General features: G+C 63.0%; 20 protein-coding genes. 10 read left to right on the top strand and 10 right to left on the bottom strand.

What is annotated here, in order from left to right:
* Positions 1-43: 43 nt before the first annotated feature.
* From H6P80_RS02015 to H6P80_RS02000, 4 genes are all read left to right on the top strand, one after another.
* A complete protein-coding gene (locus tag H6P80_RS02015) occupies positions 44-463 on the top strand; it encodes a hypothetical protein (RefSeq protein ID WP_185799674.1) in 420 nt (139 codons plus the stop codon).
* A gap of 39 nt (positions 464-502) precedes the next feature.
* Entirely contained in the window at positions 503-2,362 is a 1,860-nt protein-coding gene (thiC, locus tag H6P80_RS02010; protein WP_185799673.1) for a phosphomethylpyrimidine synthase ThiC, read from the top strand.
* The gene (locus H6P80_RS02005; protein ID WP_185800939.1) at positions 2,320-2,934 is read left to right on the top strand and encodes a DUF2199 domain-containing protein; all 615 of its coding nucleotides are present in this window, start codon (positions 2,320-2,322) and stop codon (positions 2,932-2,934) included. The genes thiC and H6P80_RS02005 overlap by 43 nt, the downstream gene beginning before the upstream one ends.
* 95 nt (positions 2,935-3,029) lie before the next feature.
* Positions 3,030-3,518: an anthrone oxygenase family protein gene (locus H6P80_RS02000; protein ID WP_185799672.1), complete on the top strand. Its 489-nt coding sequence runs from the start codon at positions 3,030-3,032 to the stop codon at positions 3,516-3,518.
* Between the two features lie 118 nt (positions 3,519-3,636).
* Here the strand turns inward: H6P80_RS02000 and H6P80_RS01995 are convergent, their stop codons facing one another.
* Positions 3,637-5,043 carry an anti-phage deoxyguanosine triphosphatase gene (locus H6P80_RS01995; RefSeq protein WP_185799671.1) on the bottom strand — a complete coding sequence of 469 codons (1,407 nt, stop codon included), beginning with the start codon at positions 5,041-5,043 and terminating at the stop codon, positions 3,637-3,639.
* A 586-nt stretch (positions 5,044-5,629) separates the two neighbouring features.
* On the opposite strand from H6P80_RS01995, the gene H6P80_RS01990 reads away from it, so the two are divergent.
* Both H6P80_RS01990 and H6P80_RS01985 read left to right on the top strand, forming a co-directional pair.
* A complete protein-coding gene (locus H6P80_RS01990; protein WP_185799670.1) occupies positions 5,630-6,118 on the top strand; it encodes a hypothetical protein in 489 nt (162 codons plus the stop codon).
* The gene (locus H6P80_RS01985; RefSeq protein WP_185799669.1) at positions 6,115-6,648 is read left to right on the top strand and encodes a nuclear transport factor 2 family protein; all 534 of its coding nucleotides are present in this window, start codon (positions 6,115-6,117) and stop codon (positions 6,646-6,648) included. The genes H6P80_RS01990 and H6P80_RS01985 overlap by 4 nt, the downstream gene beginning before the upstream one ends.
* On the opposite strand, the gene H6P80_RS01980 is transcribed toward H6P80_RS01985, so the two are convergent.
* Genes H6P80_RS01980 through H6P80_RS01970 form a run of 3 tightly spaced genes read right to left on the bottom strand, consistent with a single transcriptional unit; the run spans position 6,645 to position 8,480 of the window.
* On the bottom strand, positions 6,645-7,088 hold the full coding sequence (locus H6P80_RS01980; protein WP_185799668.1) for a GFA family protein: 444 nt from the start codon (positions 7,086-7,088) through the stop codon (positions 6,645-6,647). The genes H6P80_RS01985 and H6P80_RS01980 overlap by 4 nt on opposite strands.
* Positions 7,089-7,103: 15 nt before the next feature.
* On the bottom strand, positions 7,104-7,547 hold the full coding sequence (locus H6P80_RS01975) for a GFA family protein (protein WP_185799667.1): 444 nt from the start codon (positions 7,545-7,547) through the stop codon (positions 7,104-7,106).
* An 18-nt stretch (positions 7,548-7,565) separates the two neighbouring features.
* The gene (locus tag H6P80_RS01970; protein ID WP_185799666.1) at positions 7,566-8,480 is read right to left on the bottom strand and encodes a hypothetical protein; all 915 of its coding nucleotides are present in this window, start codon (positions 8,478-8,480) and stop codon (positions 7,566-7,568) included.
* 112 nt (positions 8,481-8,592) lie between these two features.
* Here H6P80_RS01970 and H6P80_RS01965 point away from each other — a divergent pair, with 112 nt between their 5' ends.
* Positions 8,593-9,333: a glutathione S-transferase family protein gene (locus H6P80_RS01965; RefSeq protein WP_185799665.1), complete on the top strand. Its 741-nt coding sequence runs from the start codon at positions 8,593-8,595 to the stop codon at positions 9,331-9,333.
* Positions 9,334-9,524: 191 nt separating this feature from the next.
* Entirely contained in the window at positions 9,525-10,823 is a 1,299-nt protein-coding gene (locus tag H6P80_RS01960) for an O-acetylhomoserine aminocarboxypropyltransferase/cysteine synthase family protein (RefSeq protein ID WP_185799664.1), read from the top strand.
* A 10-nt stretch (positions 10,824-10,833) separates the two neighbouring features.
* Here H6P80_RS01960 and H6P80_RS01955 read toward each other — a convergent pair whose 3' ends face one another.
* The 4 genes from H6P80_RS01955 to H6P80_RS01945 form a co-directional block, all read right to left on the bottom strand.
* Positions 10,834-11,238 carry a globin gene (locus H6P80_RS01955; protein ID WP_185799663.1) on the bottom strand — a complete coding sequence of 135 codons (405 nt, stop codon included), beginning with the start codon at positions 11,236-11,238 and terminating at the stop codon, positions 10,834-10,836.
* Positions 11,239-11,282: 44 nt separating this feature from the next.
* Entirely contained in the window at positions 11,283-11,564 is a 282-nt protein-coding gene (locus H6P80_RS01950) for an alkylphosphonate utilization protein (protein WP_185799662.1), read from the bottom strand.
* Between the two features lie 18 nt (positions 11,565-11,582).
* Positions 11,583-11,714, bottom strand: coding sequence for a hypothetical protein (locus H6P80_RS16620; RefSeq protein WP_268938854.1), 132 nt, complete (start codon positions 11,712-11,714; stop codon positions 11,583-11,585).
* A gap of 89 nt (positions 11,715-11,803) precedes the next feature.
* Positions 11,804-12,277: a hypothetical protein gene (locus H6P80_RS01945; RefSeq protein ID WP_185799661.1), complete on the bottom strand. Its 474-nt coding sequence runs from the start codon at positions 12,275-12,277 to the stop codon at positions 11,804-11,806.
* 250 nt (positions 12,278-12,527) lie between these two features.
* Between H6P80_RS01945 and H6P80_RS01940 the strand changes: the two genes are divergently transcribed.
* Positions 12,528-13,214, top strand: a complete 687-nt coding sequence (locus H6P80_RS01940) for an alpha/beta fold hydrolase (protein WP_185799660.1) — start codon at positions 12,528-12,530, stop codon at positions 13,212-13,214.
* Positions 13,215-13,217: 3 nt separating this feature from the next.
* On the opposite strand, the gene H6P80_RS01935 is transcribed toward H6P80_RS01940, so the two are convergent.
* Both H6P80_RS01935 and H6P80_RS01930 read right to left on the bottom strand, forming a co-directional pair.
* Positions 13,218-13,646: a VOC family protein gene (locus tag H6P80_RS01935; protein ID WP_185799659.1), complete on the bottom strand. Its 429-nt coding sequence runs from the start codon at positions 13,644-13,646 to the stop codon at positions 13,218-13,220.
* Positions 13,643-14,275: a Pr6Pr family membrane protein gene (locus tag H6P80_RS01930; RefSeq protein ID WP_185799658.1), complete on the bottom strand. Its 633-nt coding sequence runs from the start codon at positions 14,273-14,275 to the stop codon at positions 13,643-13,645. The genes H6P80_RS01935 and H6P80_RS01930 overlap by 4 nt, the downstream gene beginning before the upstream one ends.
* Positions 14,276-14,444: 169 nt before the next feature.
* Between H6P80_RS01930 and H6P80_RS01925 the strand changes: the two genes are divergently transcribed.
* Positions 14,445-15,059 carry a LysE family translocator gene (locus H6P80_RS01925; RefSeq protein WP_185799657.1) on the top strand — a complete coding sequence of 205 codons (615 nt, stop codon included), beginning with the start codon at positions 14,445-14,447 and terminating at the stop codon, positions 15,057-15,059.
* Position 15,060: the final 1 nt, after the last annotated feature.

The following is a 15,060-nucleotide window of genomic DNA, read 5'->3' as shown; positions in this document are numbered from 1 at the left end:
CGAGAGCAGCCATCCGCCCCTCTTCCATAGGAGGAGAGAGACGATGGCCGATTCCCTGACACTGACCGGATGGCTGATCATGGCGATGGGGCTTTACAGCGCCGCGGCCGGATTCGGCATGGCCTTTTCCCCCGAACGCTTCCAGCGCATGTTCGCCGATATCGAAGCTTCGCCCGGGATCAACTTCATCACCGGCCTGCTCGTCTTCTCGATCGGCACCGCGATCCTGCTCGTCCACCCGTCGAGCGCCCGCTGGCCCGAGATCCTCGTCGCGATCATGGGCTGGGGGGCGCTGGTCGAAGGGCTGCTGTTCCTCGCCGTGCCGAACGTGATGTGGGCCATCGCCCGGCCCTTCCTGAAGGCCAACACGCGCCTCTGGGGCATCATCGCGCTTCTCCTCGGCATCGCGCTGGTCGTTTTCGGCTGGTGCGAAGTCCGGAATTCCACCGTCACGCTCGTCTAGTTCGCATTTTTTTCCAGCTTCCAGAAAGGCCTGTTCATCATGGCAGACGTTCCCGCAAAAACCGAAATCGGCGTTACCACCGGCGCCATTCGCGGATCGAAGAAAATCCATGTCGCCGCGCATTCGGGCAGCGGCATCCGCGTCGCGATGCGCGAGATCCACCTGGAAGGCGGCGAAGCCCCGGTGCGCGTCTATGACACGTCCGGGCCCTATACCGACGACAATGCGCATATCGACATCATGGCGGGCCTGCCGGCGCTGCGGCGCGACTGGATCATGGCGCGCGATGACGTGGAAAGCTATGACGCGCGCGAACTGAAGCCCGAGGATAACGGCCAGCTCGGGCCGGACCGCTCGGGCGGCGTCGCGCGCTTCCCGAACGTCATCAAGCGCCCGCTGCGCGCCAAGCCCGGCATGAATGTCAGCCAGATGCATTATGCCCGCAAGGGCATCGTCACGCCGGAGATGGAATATGTCGCCGAGCGCGAGAATCTCGGCCGCGAACGGCTGGCCGAATATAGGCGCGACGGCGAGGATTTCGGCGCGAGCATCCCCGATTACGTCACCCCCGAATTCGTCCGCGACGAGGTGGCGCGCGGCCGCGCGATCATCCCCAGCAATATCAACCATCCGGAAAGCGAACCGATGGCGATCGGGCGCAACTTCCTCGTCAAGGTCAACGCCAATATCGGCAATTCGGCGGTCGCCTCGGACGTCGCCAACGAGGTCGACAAGATGGTCTGGTCGATCCGCTGGGGCGCGGACACCGTCATGGATCTCTCCACCGGCCGCAATATCCACGACACCCGCGAATGGATCATCCGCAACTCGCCCGTCCCCATCGGCACGGTGCCGATCTATCAGGCCTTGGAGAAGACCGGCGGCGTCGCGGAGGACCTGACCTGGGAAATTTTCCGGGACACCCTGATCGAGCAGGCCGAGCAGGGCGTCGACTATTTCACCATCCATGCCGGCGTGCGGCTGGCTTACGTTCCGCTCGCCGCGAAACGCGTGACCGGCATCGTCAGCCGCGGCGGCAGCATCATGGCGAAATGGTGCCTCAGCCACCACAAGGAGAGCTTCCTCTACGAACGCTTCCCCGAAATCTGCGAGATCATGAAGGCCTATGACATCGCCTTTTCGCTTGGCGACGGCCTGCGCCCCGGCAGCATCGCCGACGCCAACGACGAAGCCCAGTTCGCCGAGCTCTATACCCTGGGCGAGCTTACCAAGCTGGCGTGGGAGCAGGACGTGCAGGTGATGATCGAGGGCCCCGGGCACGTCCCGATGCACAAGATCAAGGAGAATATGGAAAAGCAGCTCGAAGCGTGCGGAGAAGCGCCCTTCTATACATTGGGCCCGCTCACCACGGACATCGCGCCGGGGTATGACCATATCACCAGCGGCATCGGCGCCGCGCAGATCGGCTGGTACGGCACGGCGATGCTCTGCTACGTCACCCCCAAGGAGCATCTCGGCCTGCCCGACCGGGACGATGTGAAGGTCGGCGTCGTCACCTACAAGCTTGCCGCCCATGCCGCCGATCTGGCGAAAGGCCACCCGGCCGCGCAAGTGCGGGATGACGCGCTGTCAAAGGCGCGCTTCGAATTCCGCTGGCGCGACCAGTTCAATCTTTCCTTGGACCCAGACACCGCCGAGCAATATCACGACCAGACCTTGCCCGCCGAAGGCGCAAAGACCGCGCATTTCTGCTCGATGTGCGGACCGAAATTCTGCTCGATGCAGATTTCGCAGGAAGTGCGCGAGTTCGCGGCGAAGCAGAATAGCGGCGCGGACAGTTTCATCGCCGCCAGTGGCGAGGAGGCCGAGAAGGGCATGGAAGAGATGGCCGAGAAATATCGCAAGGGCGGCGATCTTTACGTGGCCGCGGAGGACTGACGCTGTTCGGCCTGGGGAGGAAACGGCGTTCGGCAGCCGACCAGCTGAAGAGCGGTAGCTGGCATTGCGCGCAGTGCGGCGCAGATCATGGCTGGCCGTTCGATCTGGCGGCATTCGCTCCCGATCCGTGGACGGGCCCCGTTTCCTATGAGGACAATGCGGGCCTCCGGATGAAAGGCGATTTCCTTTCGGAGGATTTCTGCGTCCTCGGCGGGGAATATTTCATGATCCGCGCTGTACTGCTCATCCCGGTCCAGGGCCTTGAGGAACCGTTCGGCATCGGCTGTTGGTCCACCCTGTCGCGCACCAATTTCGAGAAATATATCGAAGGGTTCGACGACGGCACCTACCCGGATTGGGGGCCATGGAGCGGCTGGCTATGCAACCAACTCGCCGACTATGTCGGGCCCGATCCGCTGGCCGTCTCGGTCGAACCGCGTAAGGACCGGCAGCGGGCGTTGCTATGGGTTCAGGAAGACGGCCATCCTCTCGCCGTTGCGCAGGATCAGGGCATCACGCCCGAACGTGTGCTGGAAATTTTCGCCTATTACGGGCATGGACCGAAGCTGTGAGCAGAGAGAATGCCGAGAAATTCAGGGAAGAAGGCGGGGAAATCTACCTGCCCGCCTCCCGCTAGGCACGCGCCGCGCAAAGGGGGAAGCGCGACATGGCAATGGTAACGACGATCCTGCTCTGGTTTTCGGTCCTGTCGGTGGGGCTGATGGCCGGGGTCTATTTCACCTTTTCGGCGTTCGGCATGGCCGCGCTGGGCAGCATCGACCGGGCGGCCGGCATCGCGGCGATGAACGCGATCAACGTCGTGATCGTCCGCTCGCTGTTCCTGCCGCTCTTCTTCGGCAGCAGCGCGTCCTGCCTCGCGCTCGCCGTGATCGGCGCGCTCGCATGGGGCGCGGCCGGAGCGGCGGCGATGGCCGTCGGCGGCGCGCTCTATTTCGCCGGTATGTTCCTCGTCACGATTGCCCGCAACGTCCCGCTCAACAACGCCCTCGCCGCCGCCGATCCGGCCAGCGACGATGGCGCGCGCATCTGGGCCGACTATCTGACGCGATGGACGCGCTGGAACCATATCCGCACGCTGGCCTCGACGCTGTCGCTCGCGCTGCTGGTCCTCGCGATGGTGCAGCGGGCGGCATAGCGGCGGGCGAGGAATTCATCGCGGCAAGCGGCGAGAATGTCGAGAAAGGCATAGAAGAGATGAACGCAAAGTTCAGGGAAGAGGGGGGAGAAATTTATGTGGAGGCGGAGCGCTGGCTCTAAAGTGGTTTGAAGATCGTTTCTCCGGTGTCACTATATAAGCGCGCCCAAAACTCCATTGCGTAGCGGTCTGTCATTCCAGCGATAAAATCGCAAAGGACTCGCTTCCGAGCGGGAACATTCCCTTCGGCTGCGTCGTAGAGTTTTTGAAAGTCGTCAGGAAGCAGGAGTCTTCCCTTTTTACCATCTAGGGCTTCAAACAGTTCCCTTACAATATCTTTTCCGCGAAACTCGGAAACTGCCACTCTGTTGGACCGTATTGTCGCTTGATATGTAAAGTTCTTGAGAACTTCGATCTCTTGAAACGTATTAGGTTCAATCGAGACCTGACTCAGTTGAGGGAGCTCCTCATCGATCTGGAGCTGAACACCGCTTATGAAACGTCCCACCAAATACGACGTAAATGAGGTCCGCAGATTTCCATCCTGAGCGATCGAGTCTAGATCATGTTGATAGGTTAGTGCCGCCAAGACTCTTTCGCCAATCGAGTCTTCCACTCCAGGGCTCAAATCCTCGGTCGGTATAACCAGTTGGCTAAAAATATCTAAGAAGACCCCCAGCACGCCCGATGCGCTGAATTCTGCATCGCCAGTCTTCTTGCTGACCTCTTCAGCAACCGCATCCATCACACTCGAATCATAGGTAAGAATCGTTGAGGGGCAAAGAAATCCTGCCTTAAACGTGTCCTCGATATCATACGTCGAATATGCGATATCATCCGCAATATCCATGATTTGACATTCTATTGTTTTGAATTTCCTTTTAGAAAAATCAATGCCTGGACAAACAGATCTCTTTATGTCTTGAACTATTTCTTTGTCACAGAAGTAGTAGCCCTTACGAATCTTGGTGTCTTTGCTTCGATCCTCCGCGATTTCATCGTCATATTTTAAGATTGCCGCTAGTGTTCGATAGGTTAGATTTAAGCCAGCCCGACGTTCCAAGGCATCTTCGATCCCCGGTCGATAGCGTTTCTTTTCAAGCTGTGAAACGATTCTCAGTGTCTGGGCATTGCCTTCAAACCCTCCGTATTTTCGCATGCATTCATCTAGGGCTTCTTCCCCATTGTGGCCGAATGGAGGGTGTCCAATGTCATGCAGGTGTGCAGCTGTGAAGCAAATCCGAGGATCGATTGGGTTGTTTGTAAGAAACTCACTGGTGGCGTTGAGCCGGTGCGCGATTGATTCCGCGATCTGCGCGACCTCAAGTGAGTGCGTGAGCCTGTTCCGAAAGAAATCAGACTCGTGCCCCGGGAATATCTGAGTCTTTCCTTGCTGTCGTCTGAAAGAAGGGCTGTGTATTACTCTCGCGTAGTCCCTCCTGAACGCGTCTCTCCAAGTTTCTTCGTCCTTGTCTTCTGGAACGAAGCGAGAGACATCAGAGGTTTGGTAGAGTCTATTTTCCATAAACTCACCTATGAACGCTATCTATTGGGTTTTCTATCTGCATTTGAAGGGTGGGGCGCGGACTTTGGAGGAGCGTTCCCTCCGGCGACTCTTTCCGTTACCACAACTCTCAGCAAACTTGTCTTTTGCATTGAGTGTTCTCTAGCCCTTTGAGCGATTTGTTCCGGTCGTGTCATCTCGGTCCTCCTGAATGTTAACCAATCTCAGAATCGCCACTCTTTGTCCAATTTTTAGATGCCAGCGGGCTGAAATTTTCCATGGTTTAGGTGTTATTGGAAAGGGTATGAAATAGGGCTGAAGCGATTTCCTACTCCCCTCCACTCTGCCTCATACTGACGGATATCTTCGCATCCTGCACACTAAGTTTTCCTGTCCTATTTGGAAATCTTGTGTTCCATCCTGTCGGATGACGCACGGTTCCCCTCCGCCTGAGTCGCCCGCCCCGCACCCGCGTAGCGCCGCCGTCCAGCAGCGCCGCCTCTCGCGCATCCCCTTCTTTACCCCCGTCCCCGTGCGCCCCCGCCGCGACGGGTGGACGCCGCGGCGGCAGGCGGCGTTTCTCGGGCTGCTGGCCGAGACGCGGTGCGTGACATCCGCCGCTAACCGCGTCGGCATGAGCCGGGAGAGCGCTTATCGGCTGCGCGCCCGGCGCGGCGCGGCGGGCTTTGCCGCCGCATGGGATGCGATCATGGGCGCGCCGGCCGGCGAGGGGATGCGCGGGCCGCGCGCTAAGGTCACACCCGCTCCGCTGTCCCAGCGCCTCTGCGCCGATCTTTATCGCCCGGTGCTGCGCGGCGGCCGCTATGTCGGAACCGAGCGAAAGGCCGATATTTCCGCGCTTTGCGCCGCCCTTTCGCGCGCCGACCGGCTGACCGGGGATCGCCCCGTGCGCGGCGATCCGGGCAAGGGCGCCGCGCCGCAAAAGGGGGCTTTAGTGTCAACCGGCCCGTCTGCCGCTTGCCGGGGAACCTTCGTCGAAAGCCGGGTGACGGCCGGGCCGCGCGGCGCCACGAGGCGGCAACCGACGATACAGGGCGCCGCGCGCCCGGAAGAGAGGAGCCCCGCATCGCCATGAAAGCATTTACCGCCACCCTGTCGCTGGCCGCGCTGGCCCTCGCCCTGCCCGCCGCGCCGCTCGCCGCGCAGCAGCGGCCGAACTTCGATGCGACCTCGGCCGAAACCGCGCCCGTCGGCGAGGCCTATTTCGCCGCCTATATTGCGCGCGACTGGGACGCGCTGGAGCCGCTGCTCGCCGATGCCGCAAGCTTTCGCGATCCGACGGCGGAGCTCGTCTTCGGGGGCGCGCTGGCCGACGGCAAGGCCGCGATGATGACCCTGTTCCGCCAGGGCTATGCCGGGATTACGCGCATGGAATTCCGCCCGCTGCGCACGCTCCATGCCGGCCATTATGCGATCTTCGAGGGCGAGCTGGATTGGGCGCTGGACATGGGCGACGGCAGCGGGGAGGGCAGGATCGTGGAGAGCGTGATGCCGTTCGTCACCCTGCTGCGCATCGAGGACGGGCTGGTCGTCGAGCATCGCGACTATGCCGATTATGCGCCCTTCCTTGCCGCCGCGCGCGCGGCGCGGGATGCGGCGGGCTAATCGAAGCTGAAGCCCGCGGCTTTCGCTTCCTCGATCACCTCGGCGCCGGTCTTCTTCGCCGCGTCGCCGGCGAAGCTGTAATAAGCGGGCTTTTCGTCGATGAAGATCTCTTCGACGAGTTCGAACTTTTCGGCGTCGTCGAACAGGCCGGGCGTGAAGGAATAGCCGTTCGAGGGCTTGAAGAAGAAGAAAAGGTGCGTGCCGCATTCCCGGCAAAAGCCGCGCTCGGCCCAATCGGAGGAAGCATAGCGCGCGATATGCCCGGCGCCGTCGATCTGCGGATCGGTAACGAGCTTGAGCGAGAGAAACGCGCCTCCGCCCCAGCGGCGGCACATGCCGCAATGGCAGGCGTCGACATGCGGCTCAGGCGGCGCTGTTCTCACCGTTACCGCGCCGCACAGGCAATGGCCTGCGATCGTCGGCTGCGTCTCCTCGGTCATCGGCTCAACCTCCTGCTATTGCGCCGCCGGGCGCGGGCGCATCTCCTGAAACTGTTCGATTGCGGGATCGAACCGGTCCCAGTGCGGCGCGTCCTTGAGGTAGATGGCGCTGGTCGGCGTCACCAGGTTCGGATCGTCGAGCGAACCGGCCTGGACGATATGCACCGATCCCGGCAGGTCGCCCGTCGTGTAGAGCCGCCCGCCGCAGGTGCCGCAGAAATGGCGCGACACCGCGCCGCCGGTATCGCCGCTATTGGTATAGATTTTCGGTTCGCCCTCGACATGAAGGTCCGCCTCCTCGACGCCGACGATCGTCGTGTGGCCGGTGCCGGTCGCCTTCTGGCAATCCTTGCACGCGCACTGGCTGACGAACAAAGGGGCGCCGGTGATCCGGTACCGGATCGCGCCGCACAGGCAGCCGCCGACCATCGCTTGGTTCGTCTCACTCGTCTCGTTCACGGCTCTCTCCCGTCTTGTTCAATCGCGGCGCTGTCGCCGTTCCCGCCATATACGCAATTGCATCGCCGGGACCATCGCCAGCATCGCAAAGGCAAGCAAGCCCGCAATCGCGGCGGTGATGTAAAAGGGTTTGCGGCCGCCCGCGCTATCGCTCGTCAACAGGTAATGCGGGCTGGCGATGGCGATGCCGGCATTTTCGAACTCGGCGCGCACCGGGCCCGGCAGGCCGTTTTCTACCAGGGTACCGCGAAACTGGTTGCCCATGAACACCTGTCTCGCGCCGCCCTGCGGCATCGTCGGGTTCGAGACCGAACGATCGAGGAACACGCGGACCGGCGCTCGCTCGCCTTCCTTCGCCGCGCCCTCGGCAATCAGCGGCACATAGAGCGTCGCATAGCTGATCTCGTCCGAGCTCCCGACCCGCGAATAGGAGGATTGCTGGGTGACGCTGTTCTCGGTGTCGATGGCGGCGGTCAACAGGACCGGGCCGGCCGGCACATCGCCATCGCCCAGGGTTGCCAGATCGATCTCCGCGGGCGGATCGGATGCATCGGGCAGGGTCTGGGACCAGCCATAGGCGCCGACCGCGACCAGCGCGGCCAGGCCGCTGAACAGGAGCCCGAAGCGCCGTGTGCGCACCAGTTGATCGAGCGGATCGGGGGGCGCGCCGGTTTCGGCGATCGTCGCGGCGTCCACCTGCGCCTTGCGGGCGCGTTCCTGCCGGCCGATCCAGGAGAGCGGGAACATGGTGAGCAGGACGAGCGGCCCCAGCGCCGTCCAGAATTGCTGATATTCGCCCCAGCGTTCGATCTGCCATTCGGCAAGCCAGCGATAGAGGCCGGAATAGCTGTACGCCTCCCAGCCGACCCAGAGCACGACCAGGACGACCCAGCCGATGCAAAGCCAATAGGCAAGAGAACGGGATTGCTGCATGACGACGCCCTCCTCGAAAGCGGGAAGACTAAGGCGTTGCGATGGCCGGTCAAGCGATTCGAAACCGCGTTTTCCCTGTCCTACAGCCCGCGTGCCATGGCATAAGCGGGCGATGAAGATCGTCGGCAGTTATGTCAGCCCCTATGTGCGCAAAGTGCTCGCCTGCCTCGGGCTGAAGGGGCTCGATTACGAGATCGATCCGATCACGCCCTTTTACGGCAACGACGCATTCGCGAAGCTCTCGCCCCTGCGCCGCATTCCCGTGCTGATCGAGGGCGATCTCGTGCTCACCGACAGTTCGGTGATCTGCGCCTGGCTCGACGAGGCCTATCCGGACGTCCATCCGCTGCTGCCCGCTTCGCCGGAAGACCGGGCGCGTGCCCGCTGGCTCGAGGAATTCGCCGATACGCGGATGGGCGACGTTTTCATCTGGGGGCTGTTCTACCAGCGCCGCGTTCACCCCGCCGTCTGGGGCGAGCCGGGCGATGAAGCGCGGATCGAGCGCACACTGGCCGAGGACATGCCGCGCCTGCTCGCGTATCTTGAGAACGAACTGCCGAAGGACGGCTTCCTGTTCGGCGATATCGGGCTCGCCGACATCGCCATCGCGACCTTCTTCCCGAACGGCCGCTATGCGGGGTTCGAGATCGATGCCGGGCGCTGGCCGGTGACCGCTGCCTTCGTTGCGCGCGCGCTGGCCCATTCGGCCTTTGCGCGTCTCGCGCCGTTCGAGGCGGTTCAGCTATCGACCGATGCCAAGGGCCGCCGCGCCGCGCTGATCGAGGCGGGCGCGCCGCTCAGCGAAGAAACGATGGGAATGAAGGCGCCGCGACCGGGGGTGATGACGCTATAGGACATAAAACAGGTATTGCGCGCTGCAGGACATTGTCGGGCGCGTTGCGGCAATGCCGAGCCGCGCATTCGATAGCTTTGCGCGCGCCCCGCGCCAGGTAGCGACGCCGGGGGCTACCCGCCGGGCGATCTTATCCGCTAAGCTTGGACCCTTGGAACCAAAGACCGGAACGAGAAGAAGGATTCGCGATCATGGCCGACAAGCAACTGCACCCCGAAACGCTGGCGCTTCATGCGGGATGGCGGGCGGACCCGGCCACCGGCGCGGTTGCGCCGCCGATCTACCAGACGACCAGCTATCAGTTCGACAGCACCGAACATGCCGCCAACCTTTTCGCACTGGCCGAGCTCGGCAATATCTATACCCGCATCGGCAACCCGACGACGGCGATCCTCGAAGACCGGATGGCCGCGCTCGAAGGCGGCGCGGCGGCGCTCGCCGTGGCATCGGGCCAAGCGGCTTCGGCCTTTTCGGTGCAGAATCTCGCGCGCTCCGGCGATAACATCGTTTCGGGCACGGATCTGTATGGCGGCACCTGGAACCTGTTCGCCAACACGCTGAAAGATCTCGGCATCGAAACGCGCTTCGTCGATCCGTCCGATCCGCAGGCTTTCGTGAATGCCAGCGACGACAGGACGCGCGCCTGGTATGCCGAAACCCTGCCCAATCCGAAACTCGTCGTTGCGCCGATGGCCGAAATCGCGGCGTCGGGACGGGCGATGGGCATTCCGCTGATCGTCGACAATACCGCCGCGCCGCTGATCGCACGGCCCTTCGATCATGGCGCGGCGATCGTGGTTTACTCCACGACGAAATATATCGGCGGCCATGGCACTTCGATCGGCGGGCTGATCATCGATGGCGGCAATTTCGACTGGGAAGCGCATGCCGAGCGCCAGCCGCTGCTCAACACGCCCGATCCCAGCTATCATGGCGCGGTGTGGACCGACGCGGCGAAACCGCTCGGCCCGATCGCCTATATCCTGCGCGCGCGCACCGTGGTGCTGCGGGATCTGGGCGCGGCGATGAGCCCGATGAACGCCTTCCAGTTCATCCAGGGCATAGAGACGCTGGCGTTGCGCATGCCGCGCCATTGCGAAAACACGCAAAAGGTCGCCGACTGGCTGAAGACCCGCGCGGGAGTGACGCGCGTCATCCATCCCTCCTGCCTTGAAGGCGAAGCGAAGGCACGCGCCGAAGCCGTGCTGACCGGCGGGCTTGGCGGCCTGCTCGGGTTCGAGCTTGAAGGCGGGGTCGAAGCGGGCAAGGCGTTTATCGACGCGCTGGAACTGCTCTACCATGTCGCCAATATCGGCGATGCGCGCAGCCTTGCCATCCATCCGGCCTCGACGACGCACAGCCAGCTTTCGGAAGAAGAGCAGATCGCGACCGGCGTGTCGCCCGGCTATGTGCGCCTCTCCATCGGGCTTGAGCATATCGACGACATCATCGCCGATATCGACCAGGCGATCGCGGCGGCCGGCGGCTGAGCGCAACCGTTCAAAAAGCGGTGGCCTCTTCGACCATCGCCTTCAGCCGCTCGGCCTGCCGCCGCCATGCGGCACCGGCCTGCGCGCTCCATCCCGTGCCCGCCGCTTCGGCCAGCGCGTTGACGGTCATGTCGATAAAGGCGGCATATTGCGCCATCGGGATTGCGCCATAATTGCGATGGAGATCGACGAAATTGATGACGGTCGTTTCGACCCAATATTCGTCGGTCGCGAGGCCGATCATCGCCTCCAGCGTCTCGTTGGTCATCCGCCCGGTTGCCGCTTCCAGGCTGAGGAACAGCTCACGGGTTTCGGGGAAGCGCGCGAAGAAGCGATCGAACAGGGCCGGCACGATATCGACGCCCGCTTCGCCGACCGCTGCGAGCCCAGCCATCATCGCTTCGTTATCGTCCACGGCGGCTACCGCTTCTTGACGAACTCGGTGCGCAGGACGAGGCCCTAGATGCCCTCGGTACGGCAATCGATCTCTTCAGGATCGGCGGTCAGGCGGATCGTCTTGACGACGGTGCCGCGCTTCAGCGTCTGCCCCGCACCCTTGACCTTGAGATCCTTGACGAGGACGACGCTGTCGCCATCGGCAAGCGGCGTGCCGTTTGCATCGCGCACATCCAGGCCCGGTGAGTCCCCGGCGTCGCCGCCCGCGGCGGCCTGTTCCGGGCTGATCCATTCACCGCTAGCCTCGTCATAGACATAGGCATCCGCGTCGCCATCATGGGCCATCCGCCGAACCTCCCGTGCCTATTTCTTCATATGCTCGAGCCCGGAAACGACGCCCGGCTTTTGCGAAGGATTGGAGGCGTTGGTCTTTTTTGCCTTTTCCGCCTTGGGTTTGCGGATTTCCTTGTTCGATTTTTTCTGACCCTTGGCCATGATCTTCTCCTGCCGGGCGAAAGACCCGTGCCCGGAATGCTAGGCGTTCCGGTCCGCAAAAGCGCGCAAAATCGATCCGCTGCTGCCTGTCAGGCGGAGGCGGCGATAAACGGCTTGCGCCGTGAAAGCCCTGACAATTCGCGGCGAAGGTCGGCAGCGTCGTCGCCGATCAGCGCGATCCCGGCCCGGCGCAACGCTTCGCGCACCGCCGCGTCGCAACCGCTATCGATGACCGCAACCGGGTCTCCGGCCGGGGTGACGAGCAGGACGGCAAGATGTTTCATCTCGACCGCGGCAAGAGCGCGCGGATCTCCGCATGTGAGGATATTGCCGACCGCCACCCGCGCCACGGCGCGCCAGGGAAGGCCGATCTCGCGAAGCGCCGCTTCGGCGGCTCCCAGAGCGATGGCATCCTCTTTGCCGAAAAGCCTTTTCCTGCCGAAGCGCGCCTCGATCACGGCGTTCAGCTGCTCGGACGGGCCAAAGGCGGGTACCGCAACAACCTTGCCGCCGGGCATGGGCTTCAGGCGAAAGCCCTGTTCGCCAAAATCCCCCTCCGTCAAAGCGCGCCGTCTATTCCCGCGCCGGTCTCGCACAGACACAATCGCCGCCAGGCCAAGGGCAAGCAGCGCAGCGGCGATCGAAGCGTAAGGCGCGCTAAAGGTCGAAAGAAATTCCATGCGGGATATCCGTGCCGGTAAGCGGCGAACCGTAGCGAAACAGGGTTACCCAAAGGTTAGCCGATGAAAATGTAGCGCAAGGCGTGCGGCCATCTTATGCAAGACATACAAAGTGAAGCGGAGAGGACAGGCGATGGCAGTTTTTGTGCTGGTGCACGGCGCGTGGAGCGGCGGCTGGGGCTATAGGGAGGTCGCGGCGAAACTGCGCGCGGCGGGGCACGAGGTGCACGTGCCGACGATGACCGGGCTGGGCGATCGCGCGCATCTCGCCTCGCCGGCGATTACGCTCTCGACCCATGTGGCCGATGTCCTCGGAATGATCGAGAGCGAAGATCTCGACGACATCGTGCTTGTCGGCCACAGCTATGGCGGCATGGTCGTTACCGGCGTGGCGACGAAGATCGGCGCGAAGATCCGGTCGCTCGTCTATCTCGATGCTTTCCTGCCCGGCGATGGCGAGGCGCTGTGGGACATCGCCGACGAAGCGGCGCGCAAACATTATATCGATGCGCAGAAGGACGAGCCCGGGTTCGTCGCTCCGCTCCCGATGCCGCCGGGCGTGAAGCCGCTGCGCACCATGAACCGTCACCCGCTGCTGACCTTGCTGGAGCCCGTGCATTTCACCGGCAAAGAAGCACAGGTGAAAAACCGCACCTATATCTACGCAACCCGCGACGCGCCGACGATCTTCACCCAGTTTTACGAAACCGTGAAAGACGCGCCCCAGTGGCGCGTCCATGAGATCGCTACCGGGCATATCGTGATGCTCGACGATCCCGAAGGGTTGACCCGGCTGTTGCTGGCGGAAGTGGATCGATAGCCGTCAAATCCAGCCGGGCGCATAGACCAGCTCAAGCTTGATACCGTCGGGATCCTCGAAGAAGACGGCATAATAGTCGCCCGAATATTCGGGATAGTGCGCGGGGGGATCGAGTATGGGGACACCGCGCTCGACCAGCATCGCGTGGAACCGGTCGACATCCGCGCGGCTCTCCGCGCGCCAGGCAAGATGGTGGAGACCGGGGGCATAGCGGCGATGCGCATGGCCCGCCTCTTCCGGCGCGCAGGCCTTGATGCCGAGCGAAGCGCCCCGGCCTTCGGGGCCGAGATCCCATTCGCATTGATGCGGCTTATCGGTCACCTGCCGATAGCCGAGAAATTCGAGGATCGGGCCATAAACCGCCTTCGATGCCGCGACATCCGAAACGGAAAGGTCGATATGGTGGAATCCGCCTCGGAGTTGTTCGGTCATATCGCCGCTACTCGTTTCGCAAATATCCTGTCGATCGCGATCAGCAGCAGCGAAGCCGCCGCAAAGCCGGCCAGCAGAAGGGCGATGTTGCGGACGAAGTCTCCGGCCGGAAGCGCCGCCGGATCGAGAAACCAATAGGCATACCAGCCATCCGCCGCGCCGCGCGCCATCGCATAGCAGACATAAGCGAGCGGGAAGACGATCCCCCATATCGCATCGCGCCAGCCCAGCCGGCCATGGGGGAACAAGGCCCATGCGAGCAGGAAGAGCAACGGCGAAGCGTCGTGCAGCGCATGATCCACCACAGCCTGCCAGCCCTGCGGATTCCAGACGCTTCGCAGCGCCAGCGAATAGACGATGCCGACGAGCGCGATGGACACGGCGACCGCGAGCCGGAGACGCGGACCGGCGAGCCGGCTCTCCGGCCGCAGCGCCATCGCCGAGGCGACGATCGCGACTGCCATATTGGTGAGGATGGTGAAGAAGCCTGAGAAGCGCCAGACCGCCGCGGCCAACCCAAGGTCTTGATCGGCGAATTGCCGGATCAGAATCGCAAGCTGTATGCCGAGCGCCGCCCAAATCAGAAGCGCCGTGACGAAGGCGGTCGATCGGGCAAGCATCGGTTGCATGGCCAAGCCTTATCGCATCCTCAGGAAGCGGGCCAGTATCGCGCTTTCCTCCCATCCAGCTGCGAGCAGAGGAACACAGGACTGTCGCGCCGGCGCCCAATCATGGCATGGTCAGAACCATGACGCGGCTTGCACATAGGCAGGCAGCCACATGGAGGGTCGATAAAGCGTGACCGGACTCGTTGCCGCCTTTCTGCTGACGGCGCTCGTCATCGAACTGACCCCGGGACCCAATATGGGCTATCTGGCGCTGGTTTCGGCTGTCGAGGGCCGACGCGAGGGGCTATCGGCAACCGCCGGCATTGCATTGGGGCTGGCGATCGTAGGGCTGGCCGCTGCCTTCGGCCTGGCCGCGCTGCTCGCCGCCTCGCCGCTCGCCTTCGCGCTGTTGCGCTGGGGCGGCGTCGCCTATCTGCTGTGGCTCGCCTATGAAGCCTGGACCAGTGCGACCGAACTCTCGCCGAGCCGCGCCAACCATCGGCAAAGCGCGGCGCGCCATTTCCGGCGGGGGCTGATCGTCAACCTGCTCAATCCCAAGGCCGGGATATTCTTCATCGCCATCCTGCCGGGCTTTATCGATCCGACGCGCGCCATCGCCCCGCAAACCGCCCTTCTCACCATTCTGTACGTCGTGCTGGCAACCGCCATCCATCTTACCATCGTCGCCCTGGCGGGAACCGCCCAGCGTCAGCTGTCCGACCCCGGCCGCCAGCGGCTCGCGCGGCGGACCTTCGCGGTCCTGCTTGCCGGCGTCGCCTTCTGGTTCCTGCTCGAGACCCGGTAGC

Source organism: Parasphingopyxis marina (assembly GCF_014237875.1).
In the GTDB taxonomy this organism is placed as follows: Bacteria; Pseudomonadota; Alphaproteobacteria; order Sphingomonadales; family Sphingomonadaceae; genus Parasphingopyxis; species Parasphingopyxis marina.
The sequence above is the reverse complement of the archived record's forward strand: the minus strand, read 5'-3'. Positions and strand labels throughout refer to the sequence as shown.

Bases quoted from the DNA above. Each gene is read 5' to 3' on its own strand.
- H6P80_RS01935 (WP_185799659.1), bottom strand. From the start codon at position 13,646: ATGACCGAACAACTCCGAGGCGGATTCCACCATATCGACCTTTCCGTT.
- H6P80_RS16620 (WP_268938854.1), bottom strand. From the start codon at position 11,714: ATGGCCAAGGGTCAGAAAAAATCGAACAAGGAAATCCGCAAACCCAAG.
- H6P80_RS01940 (WP_185799660.1), top strand. From the start codon at position 12,528: ATGGCAGTTTTTGTGCTGGTGCACGGCGCGTGGAGCGGCGGCTGGGGC.
- H6P80_RS01980 (WP_185799668.1), bottom strand. From the start codon at position 7,088: ATGACCGAGGAGACGCAGCCGACGATCGCAGGCCATTGCCTGTGCGGC.
- thiC (WP_185799673.1), top strand. From the start codon at position 503: ATGGCAGACGTTCCCGCAAAAACCGAAATCGGCGTTACCACCGGCGCC.
- H6P80_RS01950 (WP_185799662.1), bottom strand. From the start codon at position 11,564: ATGGCCCATGATGGCGACGCGGATGCCTATGTCTATGACGAGGCTAGC.
- H6P80_RS01965 (WP_185799665.1), top strand. From the start codon at position 8,593: ATGAAGATCGTCGGCAGTTATGTCAGCCCCTATGTGCGCAAAGTGCTC.
- H6P80_RS02015 (WP_185799674.1), top strand. From the start codon at position 44: ATGGCCGATTCCCTGACACTGACCGGATGGCTGATCATGGCGATGGGG.
- H6P80_RS02000 (WP_185799672.1), top strand. From the start codon at position 3,030: ATGGCAATGGTAACGACGATCCTGCTCTGGTTTTCGGTCCTGTCGGTG.
- H6P80_RS01930 (WP_185799658.1), bottom strand. From the start codon at position 14,275: ATGCAACCGATGCTTGCCCGATCGACCGCCTTCGTCACGGCGCTTCTG.
- H6P80_RS01995 (WP_185799671.1), bottom strand. From the start codon at position 5,043: ATGGAAAATAGACTCTACCAAACCTCTGATGTCTCTCGCTTCGTTCCA.
- H6P80_RS01985 (WP_185799669.1), top strand. From the start codon at position 6,115: ATGAAAGCATTTACCGCCACCCTGTCGCTGGCCGCGCTGGCCCTCGCC.
- H6P80_RS01960 (WP_185799664.1), top strand. From the start codon at position 9,525: ATGGCCGACAAGCAACTGCACCCCGAAACGCTGGCGCTTCATGCGGGA.
- H6P80_RS01970 (WP_185799666.1), bottom strand. From the start codon at position 8,480: ATGCAGCAATCCCGTTCTCTTGCCTATTGGCTTTGCATCGGCTGGGTC.